This is a genomic window from Dactylosporangium sp. CS-033363 (assembly GCF_050942475.1).
Lineage (GTDB): Bacteria > Actinomycetota > Actinomycetes > Mycobacteriales > Micromonosporaceae > Dactylosporangium.
The window spans coordinates 2,572,178-2,585,878 of sequence record NZ_CP192032.1; the positions used below are offsets into that span (position 1 = coordinate 2,572,178).

Annotated in this window: 12 protein-coding genes; 7 read left to right on the forward strand and 5 right to left on the reverse strand. The window is 72.6% G+C overall.

Annotated features, from left to right (window positions below; all coding sequences use genetic code 11):
* The first annotated feature begins 151 nt into the window (after positions 1-151).
* Entirely contained in the window at positions 152-901 is a 750-nt protein-coding gene (locus tag ACQPZ4_RS11880) for an N-acetyltransferase (RefSeq protein WP_433058993.1), read from the forward strand.
* Here the strand turns inward: ACQPZ4_RS11880 and ACQPZ4_RS11885 are convergent.
* Complete coding sequence (locus ACQPZ4_RS11885; protein ID WP_433058996.1) at positions 898-2,775, reverse strand: diguanylate cyclase domain-containing protein; 1,878 nt, start codon at positions 2,773-2,775, stop codon at positions 898-900. The two genes, ACQPZ4_RS11880 and ACQPZ4_RS11885, sit on opposite strands and share 4 nt — an antisense overlap.
* 282 nt (positions 2,776-3,057) lie before the next feature.
* Between ACQPZ4_RS11885 and ACQPZ4_RS11890 the strand changes: the two genes are divergently transcribed.
* The 3 genes from ACQPZ4_RS11890 (at position 3,058) to ACQPZ4_RS11900 (ending at position 5,218) form a co-directional block, all read left to right on the forward strand.
* Positions 3,058-4,305, forward strand: coding sequence for a hypothetical protein (locus tag ACQPZ4_RS11890; protein WP_433058999.1), 1,248 nt, complete (start codon positions 3,058-3,060; stop codon positions 4,303-4,305).
* Positions 4,306-4,376: 71 nt separating this feature from the next.
* On the forward strand, positions 4,377-4,820 hold the full coding sequence (locus ACQPZ4_RS11895; protein ID WP_433059002.1) for an FAS1-like dehydratase domain-containing protein: 444 nt from the start codon (positions 4,377-4,379) through the stop codon (positions 4,818-4,820).
* Positions 4,817-5,218, forward strand: a complete 402-nt coding sequence (locus tag ACQPZ4_RS11900) for a MaoC family dehydratase (RefSeq protein WP_433059004.1) — start codon at positions 4,817-4,819, stop codon at positions 5,216-5,218. The genes ACQPZ4_RS11895 and ACQPZ4_RS11900 overlap by 4 nt, the downstream gene beginning before the upstream one ends.
* A gap of 137 nt (positions 5,219-5,355) precedes the next feature.
* Here ACQPZ4_RS11900 and ACQPZ4_RS11905 read toward each other — a convergent pair whose 3' ends face one another.
* From ACQPZ4_RS11905 to ACQPZ4_RS11920, 4 genes are read right to left on the reverse strand one after another with little or no spacing between them, the layout of a single operon-like run.
* A complete protein-coding gene (locus ACQPZ4_RS11905; protein ID WP_433059007.1) occupies positions 5,356-6,528 on the reverse strand; it encodes a thiolase family protein in 1,173 nt (390 codons plus the stop codon).
* Positions 6,525-7,547, reverse strand: coding sequence for a CaiB/BaiF CoA transferase family protein (locus tag ACQPZ4_RS11910; protein ID WP_433059010.1), 1,023 nt, complete (start codon positions 7,545-7,547; stop codon positions 6,525-6,527). Before ACQPZ4_RS11910 ends, ACQPZ4_RS11905 begins: the two co-directional genes overlap by 4 nt.
* The gene (locus ACQPZ4_RS11915) at positions 7,540-8,403 is read right to left on the reverse strand and encodes an SDR family NAD(P)-dependent oxidoreductase (RefSeq protein WP_433059013.1); all 864 of its coding nucleotides are present in this window, start codon (positions 8,401-8,403) and stop codon (positions 7,540-7,542) included. The genes ACQPZ4_RS11910 and ACQPZ4_RS11915 overlap by 8 nt, the downstream gene beginning before the upstream one ends.
* On the reverse strand, positions 8,400-9,599 hold the full coding sequence (locus ACQPZ4_RS11920; protein WP_433059015.1) for a CaiB/BaiF CoA transferase family protein: 1,200 nt from the start codon (positions 9,597-9,599) through the stop codon (positions 8,400-8,402). Before ACQPZ4_RS11920 ends, ACQPZ4_RS11915 begins: the two co-directional genes overlap by 4 nt.
* A gap of 112 nt (positions 9,600-9,711) precedes the next feature.
* On the opposite strand from ACQPZ4_RS11920, the gene ACQPZ4_RS11925 reads away from it, so the two are divergent.
* From ACQPZ4_RS11925 to ACQPZ4_RS11935, 3 genes are all read left to right on the forward strand, one after another.
* Positions 9,712-11,262, forward strand: coding sequence for an AMP-binding protein (locus ACQPZ4_RS11925; RefSeq protein WP_433059017.1), 1,551 nt, complete (start codon positions 9,712-9,714; stop codon positions 11,260-11,262).
* Positions 11,259-12,404 (forward strand): acyl-CoA dehydrogenase family protein, encoded by a 1,146-nt coding sequence (locus ACQPZ4_RS11930; RefSeq protein WP_433059020.1) that lies wholly within the window; start codon positions 11,259-11,261, stop codon positions 12,402-12,404. Before ACQPZ4_RS11925 ends, ACQPZ4_RS11930 begins: the two co-directional genes overlap by 4 nt.
* Positions 12,405-12,483: 79 nt before the next feature.
* On the forward strand, positions 12,484-13,671 hold the full coding sequence (locus tag ACQPZ4_RS11935; protein ID WP_433059023.1) for an acyl-CoA dehydrogenase family protein: 1,188 nt from the start codon (positions 12,484-12,486) through the stop codon (positions 13,669-13,671).
* Positions 13,672-13,701 lie beyond the last annotated feature (30 nt).

The following is a 13,701-nucleotide window of genomic DNA, read 5'->3' on the forward strand; positions in this document are numbered from 1 at the left end:
TGCACAAGTTGTTCGCTTTACGGCCTGTTCGTTCTCCGGGCGGATCAGGTGCACGTGCCCACATAGGACAGACGCCTGCACGCGCTTTCGCGGCGATTGCGTTTGCACGTGCGGTACAGCGGAAGGCCGTCGTTTCTGCAAGGGTGCGCCCATGGACTTCGCCTGGCTCGAGGTGACGACGCTGGCCGAGCGGCCGGACCGGCTGCCGCTGATCGCGACCTTCGACGACCCCGCCGTCGCCCCGTTCCTCTATCAGGACCCGGTTTCGGCGGCGCTCTTCCCGGCGCTGGTGACCCGCCACCCCGAATACACATTGCTCGCCGTCGAACGCGACTCGGGCCGCCCGGCGGGGATGCTGTGCGCGCTGCCTTTCACCGCGATCGATGGCGAACTGCCGTCCGGCGGCTATGACGCGGTCCTGTTGTCGGCGGCCGGGCACGCGCTCACGGGCACGAAGGGCGCGGACGTCTCGGCGCTGTTCGCGACCGTCCGCCCCGACCTGCGCGGCCGCGCCGTCTCCGGCCACCTCGTCGAGCGGGCCCGCCGCAACGCCGCCGCCCTGGGGCACACGGCGCTGGTCGCCCCGGTCCGTCCGACCCAGAAGCAAGAGCAGCCTCTTGTACCGCTCGAGCTCTACGTCGCCCGCCGCCGCCCCGACGGCACGGCGGAAGACCCCTGGCTGCGGGTCCACGAGCGCGCGGGCGGCCGCTTCGTCGCCGTGGCCCCGCACTCGATGACGATCACCGCCCCGCTGGAGCGCTGGCGGGAGTGGACCGGCCTGCCCTTCGACACCGCCGGCCCGATCCTGGTCCCGGGCGGCCTGGGCCCGGTCCTGTGCGACCCGGAGCGGGACATCGCGACCTATGTCGAGGCGAACGCCTGGTACCGCCACGACCTCTAGACGGCCGACCGCCGTTCGCCGTGCTTGACCTTGTACATGGCCGCGTCGGCGTCCCGCAGGAGGTCGTCGGCGCGGGCCAGCGCGCCCCACGCGGAGCCGATGCTGGCCCGGATGGGAACCAGCACGCCGTCGATCTCCACCGGGTCGGCCAGGCGCTCGTGGAAGCGCTCGGTCAGCGCCTCCGCGTAGGACAGGGACGTCTCCGGCAGCAGGACCGCGAACTCGTCCCCGCCGAGCCGGGCCACGGTGTCGGCCGGGCGGACGCAGCTGCGGAGGCGGTCGGCGACGGTACGCAAAAGGGCATCCCCGGCGTGGTGGCCGAACGTGTCGTTGACCGCCTTGAACCCGTCCAGGTCGATGATCAGCACCGCCGCGGTCCCCCCGGCCGCCGCGATCCGCTCCGCGAACAGGGCCCGGTTGGCCAGCCCGGTCAGCGCGTCGTGGGTGGCCTCGTGGCGCAGCCGGTCCTGGAAGGCGATGACCTCGGTGATGTCGTGCGCGTTGTACACCACGCCGCCGATGCTCGGCACGTGCGTCAGATTGGTCGCCACGGCGGTGAGCCAGCGCGGCCGGCCGTCGAGGTGCGGCACCTGCAGGCGCAGCGTGATGCTCGCCCCCGGATGCGCCATCAGGTCGGCCAGCCGGGACCGCCACTCCTCGCGCCCCTCGGCGGTCGTGAGCTCGTCCATCCGCCGCCCGATCACCGACTCCGGCGGCACGCCGAAGGTGCGCTCCACGGCCGGGCTCGCGTACGACACGATGTGGTCCGGCCCCGCGATGACCGTGATGTCCGAGGAGTGCTGGACCAGCCCCCGGAACCGCTCCTCCTGCTCCGCGAGGGCCCGCATGCTCCGGTCCACCTCGCCCAGCAGCCGCGCGTTGTCGGTGAACGCGATCAGCTGGCGGGTCACCACGATGCCCGTCACCAGCAGCACCCCGATGACCACACCCCAGACCCGCACGTCCAGCGCCCCGTGCGTGAGCGACACGATGAGCAGCAGGTACGCGGCCGCCACCCCGATGTACGGCAGCAGGCTGAACGGCCGCACGGGCCGCCGCGCCAGAATGTCGGGGTCGGCGCGCAGGTTCGCCTCGTTGATCCGCGGTACCGCGGCCAGCAGCGCACACGGCAGCAGCCGGGCCAGCATGACCAGGTCCGGCCGGGTGACCTCGAGCATCGCCGCGCTGAGCCCGGTGCTGAGCCCGACGAGCACGCTGGCCAGCCCCGCGCTCCACCCCGCGATCGGCGTGAACGGCATGTTGCGGCCCAGCATGAGCTTGACCAGCCCGAACGACCCGGCCAGGCTGGCCCCGGCCGAGGCGAGCGCCAGCAGCAGCGCCCCGCCGCCCTGGCGGATGTCGACGCTGGGCGAGAGGTACCAGACGAACACGGCGGTCGCGGCGACGACGGTGGCCGCATCGAGCGTGAACCGCAGCCGCTCCCGCCCGGCGGTATTGGTCGGATGCAGCACCATCGCCAGCAGGCAGACGATCGACCCCAGCGTGACCAGCCCGGACTGCAGCGCGCTGCCCTGCACCATCCCGGCCACGGGGTTCCGGAAGGTCTCCACCCCCATGATCGTGTCCCCGGTGGTGAAGAACAGCGCCGCGACCGCGATGAGCCGCCAGAACCGCTTGTGCGCCGCCGACACTCCCGGCTGGGCGCTCATCCGTGCCGAGAGCACCGCGAACGTCACGTCGAGCACGACCTGCAGCGGCCAGAACACGGCGAGCTTGACGCTCTCGCCGGCGCCCGGGATCGCGTACCAGACGCTGAAGGCCACCGTGAACAGGATCAGCCCACGCAGCACCGGGTCGCGCAGCAGCGCGGTCCGGGCCAGGGGGCGAGACCGCTGCTCATGGGATGTGCTCACGGCACTCCTTCATTTGCGCCGGACTCTACCGTGTGGGCGGGCACCTTAAGGTGCTGTCTACATCGTCCATACGGCCGAAGACCTGAGCGAGGCTGAACGCCTTCCGGAAATAGCCCCGGGAACGCGCCGCGCAATGCGCCGAAAAGCGCAACGGATGACGATAAGACCGCAATTGCCGGCGGCCCGGCTGAGGCGAGCAGCCCGAAAAGTGCGGGTCCGTCCGGCTGTGACCGCCACCGCACACTCCCGATTCGCTCGGCCCGGGGCGTGTATGAAAGAGGCGTGGATGCCAAGCGGGTACAGGGGATCGGATTCGCCGCGCTCATGGGGGCCGCCGCCGGCGCCGCCCTGGGTGCGCACCGCGGCCCCAAGTCAGCGCTCAAAGCCGCCGCCCTCGGCGCCGGTGCCCTGGCCGCGATCGACGGAGTCGCGAGGGCCCGCCAGCGCGAGAACGAGATCCCCGCGGTCTGGTCGCGCATCGCCGCCAGCGGTGCCCTCGCCGCCCCCGTAGGCTGGGCCGCCGGCAAGGCAGGCGCCTCCCCGCTCGCCGTGGGCGTCGCCGCCGGGGCAGTGGCCGGCGCCATGGGCATCCGCCCGCACAAGGTCGCGCTGGGTCCGGTCGTTGGTCTGGCCGTCGGTGCCGTGATGCGCGACCGGCCGCCGGCCCAGGTCGCCGCGGCCAGCGTCGTGGCGTTTCGGACGGTGTCGCAGCTGGTGTTCCGGGAGCCCCAGGTCGAGCTGCTCGCCGAAAGTGCAACCGCAGAACAAATGCCCTTCGTCGTACCGCTCGAAGCCCGCACCAGATACGTCGGTACCAGCTACGTCAGGGACCTGGCCGCCGCTACCGGGGGCGCGTACGAAGAAGCCGCGGCCGACATCGGGATCGTGGCCGACCTCGACGCGCTCAAGGGGCCCGAGTTCGACCCGGCCGGGGTGGATCCGCTGGTCAGAGAGTTCTACGAGCACACGACCCGGTTCACGCTCGACATCGTGCCCCGGTGGCGGGCGTGGGTCCGGCCCGGGTACCTCCTCTATCGCACCCTCGTCGCGCGGCCGCTCGGGCAGGCCAACGTGCCGATGAACCTGCGTGAGGCGCAGCGGGGGATGCACAGCCGGATCGACACCATCACCGGGGACGACGGGGTGGTGTCGACGCGCGGGTGGATTCGGTCGTTCGCGCACAACGGGGAGCCGATCTACGTCGGGATCTACACCACCTACCGGCACGGGGACCGGGGGTACGTCAGCGTCGGGTTCCCGCTCCCGCAGGCCAACTTCACCGCCACCCTCGCCCCACGCGAGCGGGGCGACGGCGGCCTACGGCTGACGAGCAAGGCGCACGACGGGCAGACCGGGCACTACCTGAGCTACATCGACGCCGACAGCCGCGCGCTCACCACGCTGGGGGTGCCCGGGTTCGCCGAGGAGCTCGACGTCTACGTGCGGGACGGGGAGCTGCGGGCCGATCACGCCTTCTCGGTGTTCGGGCTGCCGTTCCTCACGCTGGAGTACCGCATCGGCCGCAAGTAGTTTGTGTACAATCTGAGGCCAAGTGAGCGAGATCGTAGACAAGAAGCCCGGGATTGCGCACAATTCGGGGCATGGGTCAGCTGTCGCAGTTCGAGGGGCGGTCCGGCGCCGAGTTCACGATGACGGTCGAGCGGGGCAAGATTCGCGAGTTCGGGGCGGCCGTCAAAACAGCACATCCGCGGTACGGCGACGACGAACCGGTCTCGCCGCCGACGTTTCTCGCCTCCAGTGCGTTCTGGACGACCGGGGACAGTTCGCCGTGGGGGGACTCGCCGCCCGACCTGTCGCGGGTCCTGCACGCCGGGCAGCAGTACGTCTTCCACGGGCCGCCGCCCCGCGCCGGCACCGTGCTGCACTGCCGCGAGCGCATCGACCGCGTCTACACCAAGCAGGGGCGGCGCGGCGGGACGCTCGAGTTCGCGGACATCGTCACCGAGTTCCGGGACGCCGGCGGGAAGCTCGTCGCCGAGGCGCGGGCCACGCTCGTGCTGACCGAGCAGGCGCCGACCGCATGACGCAGCTGGGAGCGTTCCGCGCGCCGCTGGTCGAGGGGCCGCTCACGGTCACCGACTTCGTGCGGTACCAAGGGGCATCGGGCGACATGAACCCCATCCATCACGACGCCGAGTTCGCGCGGGCGGCCGGGTTCCCGACGGTGTTCGCGGTCGGGATGCGCCAGGCCGGCGTCCTCGCCGCGTTCGCCGCGGACCATTTCGGGCCGGATCACGTGCGGCGGTTCGACGTGCAGTTCCGGGCCATCGCGTGGCCGGGGGACATCCTCACGTACACCGGCGAAATCACCGCAGTCGAGGAGACCGCTTCGCACACGGTCTGCACGGTGGCGCTGCGGGCGACCCGGCAGACCGGCGAGGTCCATCTCGCCGGCACCGCCGTGTTCGAGATCCCGCGCTAGAGCCGTTCGACGAAGCCGGCATCGCCGTGTTCGAAATCCCGCGCTAGAGCCGTTCGACGAAGCCGGCACCGGCGTGTTCGAAGTCCCGCGTCAGAGCCGTTCGACGAAGCCGGCACCGGCGTGTTCGAGATCCCGCGTCAGAGCCGTTCCACGATGGTCGCGTTGGCCTGGCCGCCGGCCTCGCACATGGTCTGCAGCCCGTACCGGCCGCCGGTCTGTTCGAGGTGGTTGACCAGCGTGGCCATCAGGCGGACGCCGGAGCCGCCCAGCGGGTGGCCGAGGGCGATCGCGCCGCCGCGCGGGTTGAGCCGGTCGGGGTCCGCGCCGAGCTCGGCCGCCCAGGCGAGCGGCACCGGGGCGAAGGCCTCGTTCACCTCGTAGGCGTCGATGTCGTCGAGCGCGAGGCCCGCCTTGGCGAGGACCTTGCGGGTGGCCGGGACGGGCGCGGTCAGCATCATCACGGGGTCGTCGCCGGCCAGCGCGAACGCGTGGAACCGGGCCCGCGGTCGCAGCCCCAGGGATGCCGCCCGCGCGGAGCTCATGATGAGCGCGGCCGCGGCCCCGTCGGTCAGCGGCGAGGAGTTGCCCGCGGTGATGTGCCAGCCGAGCTGCGGGAAGCGGGCAAGCACAGCGTCGTCCTGAAACGCGGGCCTGAGGCCGGCCAGACCCTCCACAGTGGTCGTCGGCCGGATCGTCTCGTCGGCGGTGTGTGCGCCGACGGGGACGATCTCGTCGGCGAACGCGCCCGCGGACTGCGCCGCGGCGGCCAGGGCGTGCGAGCGCGCGGCGTACGCATCCAGCTCCGACCGGCTCAGGCCCCAGCGGGCGGTCACCAGCTCGGCCGCGATGCCCTGCGACACGAGCCCGTTCCCGGCCAGCCGCGCGGCCACGCCGGGGCCGAACGGATCGGCGCCGCCGACCATCGCGGTGCCCATCGGGACCCGGCTCATCGACTCGACGCCGCAGGCCACGACGACGTCGTAGGCTCCGGCCAGCACGCCCTGGGCGGCGAAGTGCAGCGCCTGCTGGCCGGAGCCGCACGCCCGGTCGACGGTGGTGCCGGGCACGCTCAAGGGCCACCCCGCCGCCAGTACGGCATTGCGCCCGATGTTCGCCGCCTGCTCCCCGGCCTGGCCGACGCAGCCGGTGACGACGTCGTCGATGAGCGCGGGGTCGATCCCGGTGCGGTCGGCGAGCGCGCGCAGCACGGTGGCGAGCAGATCCACGGGGTGCAGCCCGGACAGCGCCCCGCCGGGCTTGCCGCGCCCGGAGGCGGACCGGACGATGTCGACGATCACGGCGTCGGTCACAGCGACCACCCCCCGGCCGCGGCGCCGCCGATCGGGAGCCGCGGCATTCCGTCATCCCCGAACAGCCCACGGGCCACGACGTGGTCGTACTTCTGCGCCTCGCTCAGGTTCAGCACCGGCGCCAGGCAGGCGTCGGTCGAGGCGGCGAGCGCGGCCCACTCGTCCCGCGTCCGGGTCCGCACGGCCGCCGCGATCGCCGCCCGCAGCGCCGGCCAGCGAGCGGGGTCCTCGCGCAGGGCCGGGTCGACGCCCAGAAGCTCACACAACACGGCAAAGAACTGGGGCTCCAGGGCGCCGATCGCGACGTACCCCCCGTCGGCGCACTCGTAGACGTCGTAGAAGGGCGCCCCGGTGTCGAGCAGGTTGGTGCCCGCCTCGTCGCTCCAGGATCCGTCCCGGTGCATCCCGTACAGCATCGAGGCGAGGTACGCGGTCCCGTCGGTGATGGCGATGTCCAGCACCCGCCCGACCCCGGTCCGCGCGCGCTCGACGAGCGCGGCCAGGACCGCCGTGACCAGGTACATCCCGCCGCCCCCGAAGTCGCCGAGCAGGTTGGCCGGCGGGGTCGGCGGCTGCCCGCGCCGCGCGGCCGCGTGCAGGGCGCCGGTGATGGCGATGTAGTTGATGTCGTGCCCGGCCGTGTGGGCGAGCGGCCCGGTCTGCCCCCAGCCGGTCATCCGCCCGTAGACGAGCCGCGGGTTGATCGCGTGGCACTCCGCCGGCCCGAGCCCGAGCCGCTCGGCGACGCCCGGCCGGTACCCCTCCAGGATGACGTCGGCGGAGGCGACCAAACCGCGCACCCGCTCCAGCACGGCCGGGTCCTTGAGGTTGACGCCGTGGACGGCGCGGCCGCGCTCCAGGCCGCCGCCGCCCGGCACCTGGCCGGGCCGGCGCAGCGCGAGCACGTCGGCCCCCAGGTCGGCCAGCAGCATCCCGGCGAACGGCTCGGGCCCGATGCCGAGCAGTTCGAGGACCCGGATGCCGTGCAGTGGTCCGTCAGGCAGTGTCTCCTCAGGCATGGCGCTGCCCCTCCATGTCCGCCGCCGGTGGCGCGGCCGCGATGGCCGCCCGGAGCGCTCGGTCGAGTTCGTCGGGATCGTCGGGTTGGGTGAAGGTCGGCTCCAGGTGCCAGCCGGACGCGATGCCGACCTGCGGGCCGCGGATGTCGAACACCCGGCCGGTGACGTCGCGGGCGCCCGGCCCGCACAGCCACGCGACGATCCGGGCCACCCAGTGCGGGTCCAGCTCCTCGCGGCGCCGGTCGGTGATCTCGCCCTCGTAGCGGATCAGCGGGGCCTCGGTCAGCCGGGTGAGGGCGCTCGGGGCGACGCAGTTGACGCGCACGCCGTACGAGCGGAGTTCTTGGGAGACGACGAGGGTGAACGCGGCGATGCCGGCCTTGGCGGCCGCGTAGTTCGACTGGCCGATGTTGCCGAACAGCCCGGAGGCGGAGGTCGTGGTGACCAGCCGGCCGTCGACGTCCTCGCCGGACTTGGCCCGGGCCCGCCAGTGGGCGGCGGCATGGTGCGCGACGGTGAAGGTGCCCTTGAGGTGTACCGCGATGACGGCATCCCACTCCGCCTCGCTCATCGAGGCCAGGGTCCGGTCGCGCAGGATGCCGGCGTTGGCGACCACGGCGTCGAGCCGCCCGAAGCGCTCGACGACCGAGGCGACCAGCGCTCCGGTCGCGGCGAAGTCGGTCACGTCGAGCCGGCACGCGACGGCGGTGCCGCCCGCGGCCTCGATCTCGGCCGCGACCGCCCCGGCCGGCCCGTCGTCGGCGTCGGCCACGACGACCGCGTGCCCGGCGGCGGCGAGCGCGAGGGCGTGGGCGCGGCCGAGGCCCCGGCCGGCCCCGGTGACGATGGCGCTCACTCGGCCACGATCCCGCGGGTGAGGAGGTCTTTCCAGGCCTCGTCGGTGACCCCGGCCAGCTCGCCGAGGACGGCGCGGGTGTGCTCGCCGAGGCGCGGCCCGACCGCGGCCACCTCGCCGGGGGTGCGGCTGAACTTCGGCACGATCCCGGCCATCGGGCCCGCGGGGCCGTCGGGCGTCTCCGGCCGCAGCACCATCTGCCGGGCCGCGTAGTGCAGGTCGCTGAGCATGTCCGGCGCGGTGTAGATCCGCCCGGCCGGCACGCCGTGCTCGGCGAGGACCCGCAGCAGCTCCTCCGCGCCGAGCGAGCCGGTCCAGCGCTCGATCTCCTCGTCGAGCACGGCCGCGTTGCGCCCGCGGCCCTCGTGGTCGGCGTAGCGCGGGTCGTCGGCCAGCTCCGGGCGGCCCATGGCGGTGCACAGCCGCCGGTACACCGCGTCGGCGTTCCCGGCGATCGCCACCTCGGCCCCGTCGGCGGTGGTGTACACATTGGACGGTGCCACGCCGGGCAGGACGCTGCCGGTGCGGGTGCGCAGGACGCCGGCCCGCTCGTAGTCGACCATCGTGGACTCCATGAGCGCCGCGACCGCCTCGTAGATGGCCACGTCGACCTCCTGGCCGCGGCCGCTGCGGGCCCGCTCGACCAGGGCGGTGGAGGTGCCCACCACGGCGAACAGGGCGGCCAGGGAGTCGCCGATGCTGATGCCGGTCCGGGCCGGGCGCGACCCGGCGTCGCCGGTGGTGAACCGGATGCCGCCCATCGCCTCGCCGATGCTGCCGAAGCCGGCCTCGCGGGAGCGCGGACCGGTCTGCCCGAGCCCCGAGACGTGCACGACGATGATGCCGGGGTTGACGGCGGCGAGGGCCTCGTAGCCCAGGCCCCACTTGTCGAGGGTGCCGGGCCGGAAGTTCTCCAGCACGACGTCGCAGCGCTCGGCGAGCGCGCGGGCCACCGCCTGGCCCTCCGGGTCGCGCAGGTTCAGCGCGACCGACCGCTTGTTGCGGGCGATGGCCGGCCACCAGAGGCTCTGGCCGTCCTGCACCACGCCCCAGCGGCGCATCGGGTCGCCCGTGCCGGGCGGCTCGAGCTTGATGACCTCGGCGCCGTAGTCGGCCAGCAGCTGACCGGCGAACGGGCCCGCGATGAAGCTGCCCAGCTCCAGCACGCGGACGCCCGACAGTGGACCGTTCGTCACGATGGCTCCTCCGAATGTGCACAATCTGAGGCTCTGGCGACGCAAAAACGCCGTTGGCGCCGCACTGGTCTGCACTATTGCACACAATCGGCGGCTGCGGCACACTCCGACCATGTACGCCACACACATCGCGCGGGCCCACCCGGACCGGCTGGCGATCCTCATGGCGGAGTCCGGCACGCGGGTCACCTACGGCGAGTACGAGGCCGAGGCCAACCGGCTGGCGCACCTCTTGCGGGGCAGCGGCCTGCGGTTCGGGGACCACGTGGCGATGCTCATGGAGAACAACCCGCGCCTGCTGGAGAGCGAGGCGGCCGCCGAACGCAGCGGCCTCTACTACACCTGCATCAACCACTACCTGTCGGCCGACGAGGCCGCGTACATCATCAACGACAGCGCGGCCCGCATCGTGGTCACGTCGGCGGCCAAGCTCGACCTCGCCCGGCAGCTGCCGGCGCGCTGTCCCGGCGTCGAGCGGTGGCTGATGGCCGACGCGGACGACCCGCCGGCGCCGTTCGAGTCCTACGACCGGGCAGTGGCCGATCAGCCGACCGGGCCGATCGCGGACGAGCAGCAGGGCACGGCGATGCTGTACTCGTCCGGCACCACCGGCCGCCCCAAGGGCATCTACCACCCGCTCGCCGTCGCCCACCCGGCCGAGGAGCCGCTCGGGTCGCGCATCCAGAGCCGGCGGTGGGGGCTCGACGAGAGCAGCGTGTACCTCTCGCCGGCGCCGCTGTACCACTCGGCGCCGCAGGGCAGCGTGTCGATGATGCTGCGGGCCGGCGGCACCTCGGTGATCATGGAGTCGTTCGACGCCGAGCGCTACCTCGACCTCGTCGCCGAGCACCGGATCACGCACTCGCAGCTGGTCCCGACGATGTTCTCCCGGCTGCTGAAGCTGCCCGAGGAGCGCCGCCGCCGGGCCGACGTGTCGTCGCTGCGCACCGTCATCCTCAGCTCGGCCCCGTGCCCGCCGCAGGTCAAGCGGCAGATGATCGAGTGGTGGGGGCCGATCATCCTGGAGTTCTACGCGGCCAGCGAGGGGATCGGCTACACGTTCTGCACCTCGCCGGAGTGGCTCGCGCACCCGGGCACGGTCGGCCGGGCGGCGATGGGGGAGCTGCTCATCCGGGACGAGGGCGGCCGCCTCTGCCCGCCGGGAGTGGCCGGGACGGTGTGGTTCAAGGGCCAGGCCGGTTTCCAGTACTTCAACGACCCCGCCAAGACCGCCGCCACCCGCGACCCCGAGCTCGGCGCCAGCTCGGTCGGCGACATCGGCTACCTGGACGAGGAGGGCTTCCTGTACCTCACCGACCGGGAGAGCTTCATGATCATCTCGGGCGGGGTCAACATCTACCCGCAGGAGACCGAGAACCTGCTCATCACCCACGACAAGGTGTACGACGCGGCGGTGATCGGGGTCCCGGACGAGGACTTCGGCGAGGCGGTGAAGGCGGTCGTGCAGCTCGCGGCGGGCGTCGAACCCGGGCCGGAGACGGAGGCGGAGCTGATCGCGTTCTGCCGGGCGTCGATCGCGCACTACAAGTGCCCGCGCTCGGTCGACTTCGTCAGTGAGCTGCCGCGGCTGCCGACCGGCAAGCTGTACAAGCGCAAGCTCAAGGACGAGTACTGGGCCGGGCGGAAGACGCTGATCCAATGATGGGCCCGGAGGAGCTGCGGCAGTACGTCGAGGAGGTCGTCCGCGAGAGCGACGAGGCGGACTTCCTGGGGGCCCAGTTCGACGCCGGGCTGGCCTGGGTGCACCACCCCGAGGGCGCCGGGGGCCTGGGGCTCAGCCCGGACCGGCAGGCCGAGGTGGACGCCGTGCTGGGAGCGGCCGGGCGGCTGGCGTCCTGGGAACGTAATCCCATGGGCATCGGCATGGTCGCGCCGGCGCTGACGGTGCACGGCACGCCCGCGCAGCGGGAGCTGCTCCGCCCGATCTTCACCGCCGAGCACATCTGGTGCCAGCTCTTCTCGGAGCCGGGCGCCGGGTCCGACATCGCGGGCCTTTCCACAAAAGCCGTTCGCGACGGTACGGCCTGGGTCGTCGACGGCCAGAAGACGTGGACGTCCCTCGCCCACACCGCCCGCTTCGGCCTCGCGCTGACCCGCACCGATCCCGGCGCCCCCAAGCACGCCGGGCTGACCGCGTTCGTCATCGACATGCACGCCCCGGGCGTGCAGGTCCGGCCGCTGCGGGACCTGACCGGCGGCACGCACTTCAACGAGGTCTTCCTCGACGGCGTGCGGGTCGGCGACGACGCCCGGGTCGGTGCCGCCGGCGCCGGCTGGAAGGTCGCCACCACCATGCTGGCCAGCGAGCGGACCGTGATCGGCGCGTCCGTGGGGGAGCGAGGGTCGGGTGCCATCGCGCTGGCCGTCGAGACCTGGCGGCGGACCGGCTCCGACCCGGCCCGGCGCACGGAGCTGACCCGGCTCTGGGTGGACGCCGAGGTGCTGCGCCTGGCCGCCCTGCGCGATCGGGAGACGCGGGCCGAGGGCGGGCCGGGACCGGGCGGATCCGGTCTCAAGCTGCGCCGCGCCCTGCTGGAGCAGCGCATCGCCCGGTTCGCGGTGGAGCTGCTCGGCCCGGCCGGGCTGGTGTACGACGCCGACGCCGTGCGCGCGGGTGGCCCGGCCCCGGACGACCCGGTGTGGACCTGGCTGCAGTCCCAGGCCTACACGATCGCCGGCGGCACCTCCGACGTCATGCGCACCATCATCGGCGAGCGCGTGCTGGGCCTGCCCAGGGAGCCCGGCCTGCCCCGCGACACCCCCTGGTCGCAGATCCCGCGGTGACCTTTTTGCGGATTGACCAGCGGCGTAACACGGCTGTAAAACTGAATCTGACGTTACTATCAAGAATGGAAGTGGTGTCTTGTCCAGCCGGGACTTCGCCCAACAGCGCCAGGACGTCCGGCGGTTCGTCGACGAGGAGCTGATCCCGCGGGAGCCGGTCCTCGACCGCAACGACGAGAGCAGCGCCGACGCGATGGCCGAGCTGAAGAAGCTCGCCAAGGAGCGGGGCGTGTGGGCGCTCGGGCACCCCACGTCGATCGGCGGCGGCGGGCTCCCGTTCATGGAGTACGTCATGATCAACGAGATCGTCGGCCGCTCGTACTGGGGCACCGAGGCCCTCGGCACACTGTCCTTTCAGGACTGTCTGATGCTGCTCGAGTTCGGCACCGAGGAGCAGAAGGCGCACTGGATCCCGCTGCTGTTCGAGGGCGTGACCGGCCCGACGATCGGGATGACCGAGCCCGAGGTGGCCGGCTCCGACCCGACGCTGGTCCAGTCGACCGCGGTGCTCGACGGCGACGAGTGGGTCATCAACGGCCACAAGTGGTTCACGTCGGGCGCGAACAAGGCGATGTACACCAGCGTGTTCGTCAAGACCGATCCGGACGCGCCGAAGCACGAGCAGTTCTCGCTCATCCTGGTGCCGACCGACACGCCCGGCTACAACATCGAGCGGGTCGTGCGGACCATGGGCCACTACGGCGGCAACCACTGCGAGGTCCGCTACGACAACGTGCGGGTGCCCGCGGCCAACCTGCTCGGGCCCCGGGGCGGCGGCTTCAAGGTGGCCCAGGCGCGGCTCGGGCCGGGCCGGATCACCCACAGCATGCGCTGGCTCGGGCAGGCCCAGCGCGCCTTCGAGCTGATGTGCGACCGGGCGAACTCCCGCTACGCGCACGGCTCGGTGCTGGCGGAGAAGGGCGAGATTCAGCGGTACATCGCGGAGTCCGCCGCCCAGATCCAGGCCGCCCGGCTGATGACCCTGGACGGCGCGCGGAAGATCGACGCCGGGCTGGACGGCCGGATGGAGATCTCGCTGATCAAGTTCTTCGGCGCCCAGATGCTGCACGACGTCGTCGACCGCGCCCTGCAGGTGTACGGCGCGATGGGCGTCACCGAGGACACCCCGCTGGAGCGCATGTACCGCGACGCCCGGTACGCGCGCATCTACGACGGCCCGGACGAGGTGCACCGCATGGTCGTGGCCAAGCGCCTCCTGCGCGGCGACTACCGCAACCAGGCGCCCTGGTCCGACATCGTCCACTAGTCATTTTCTGATACTGACGTTACTTTTAGG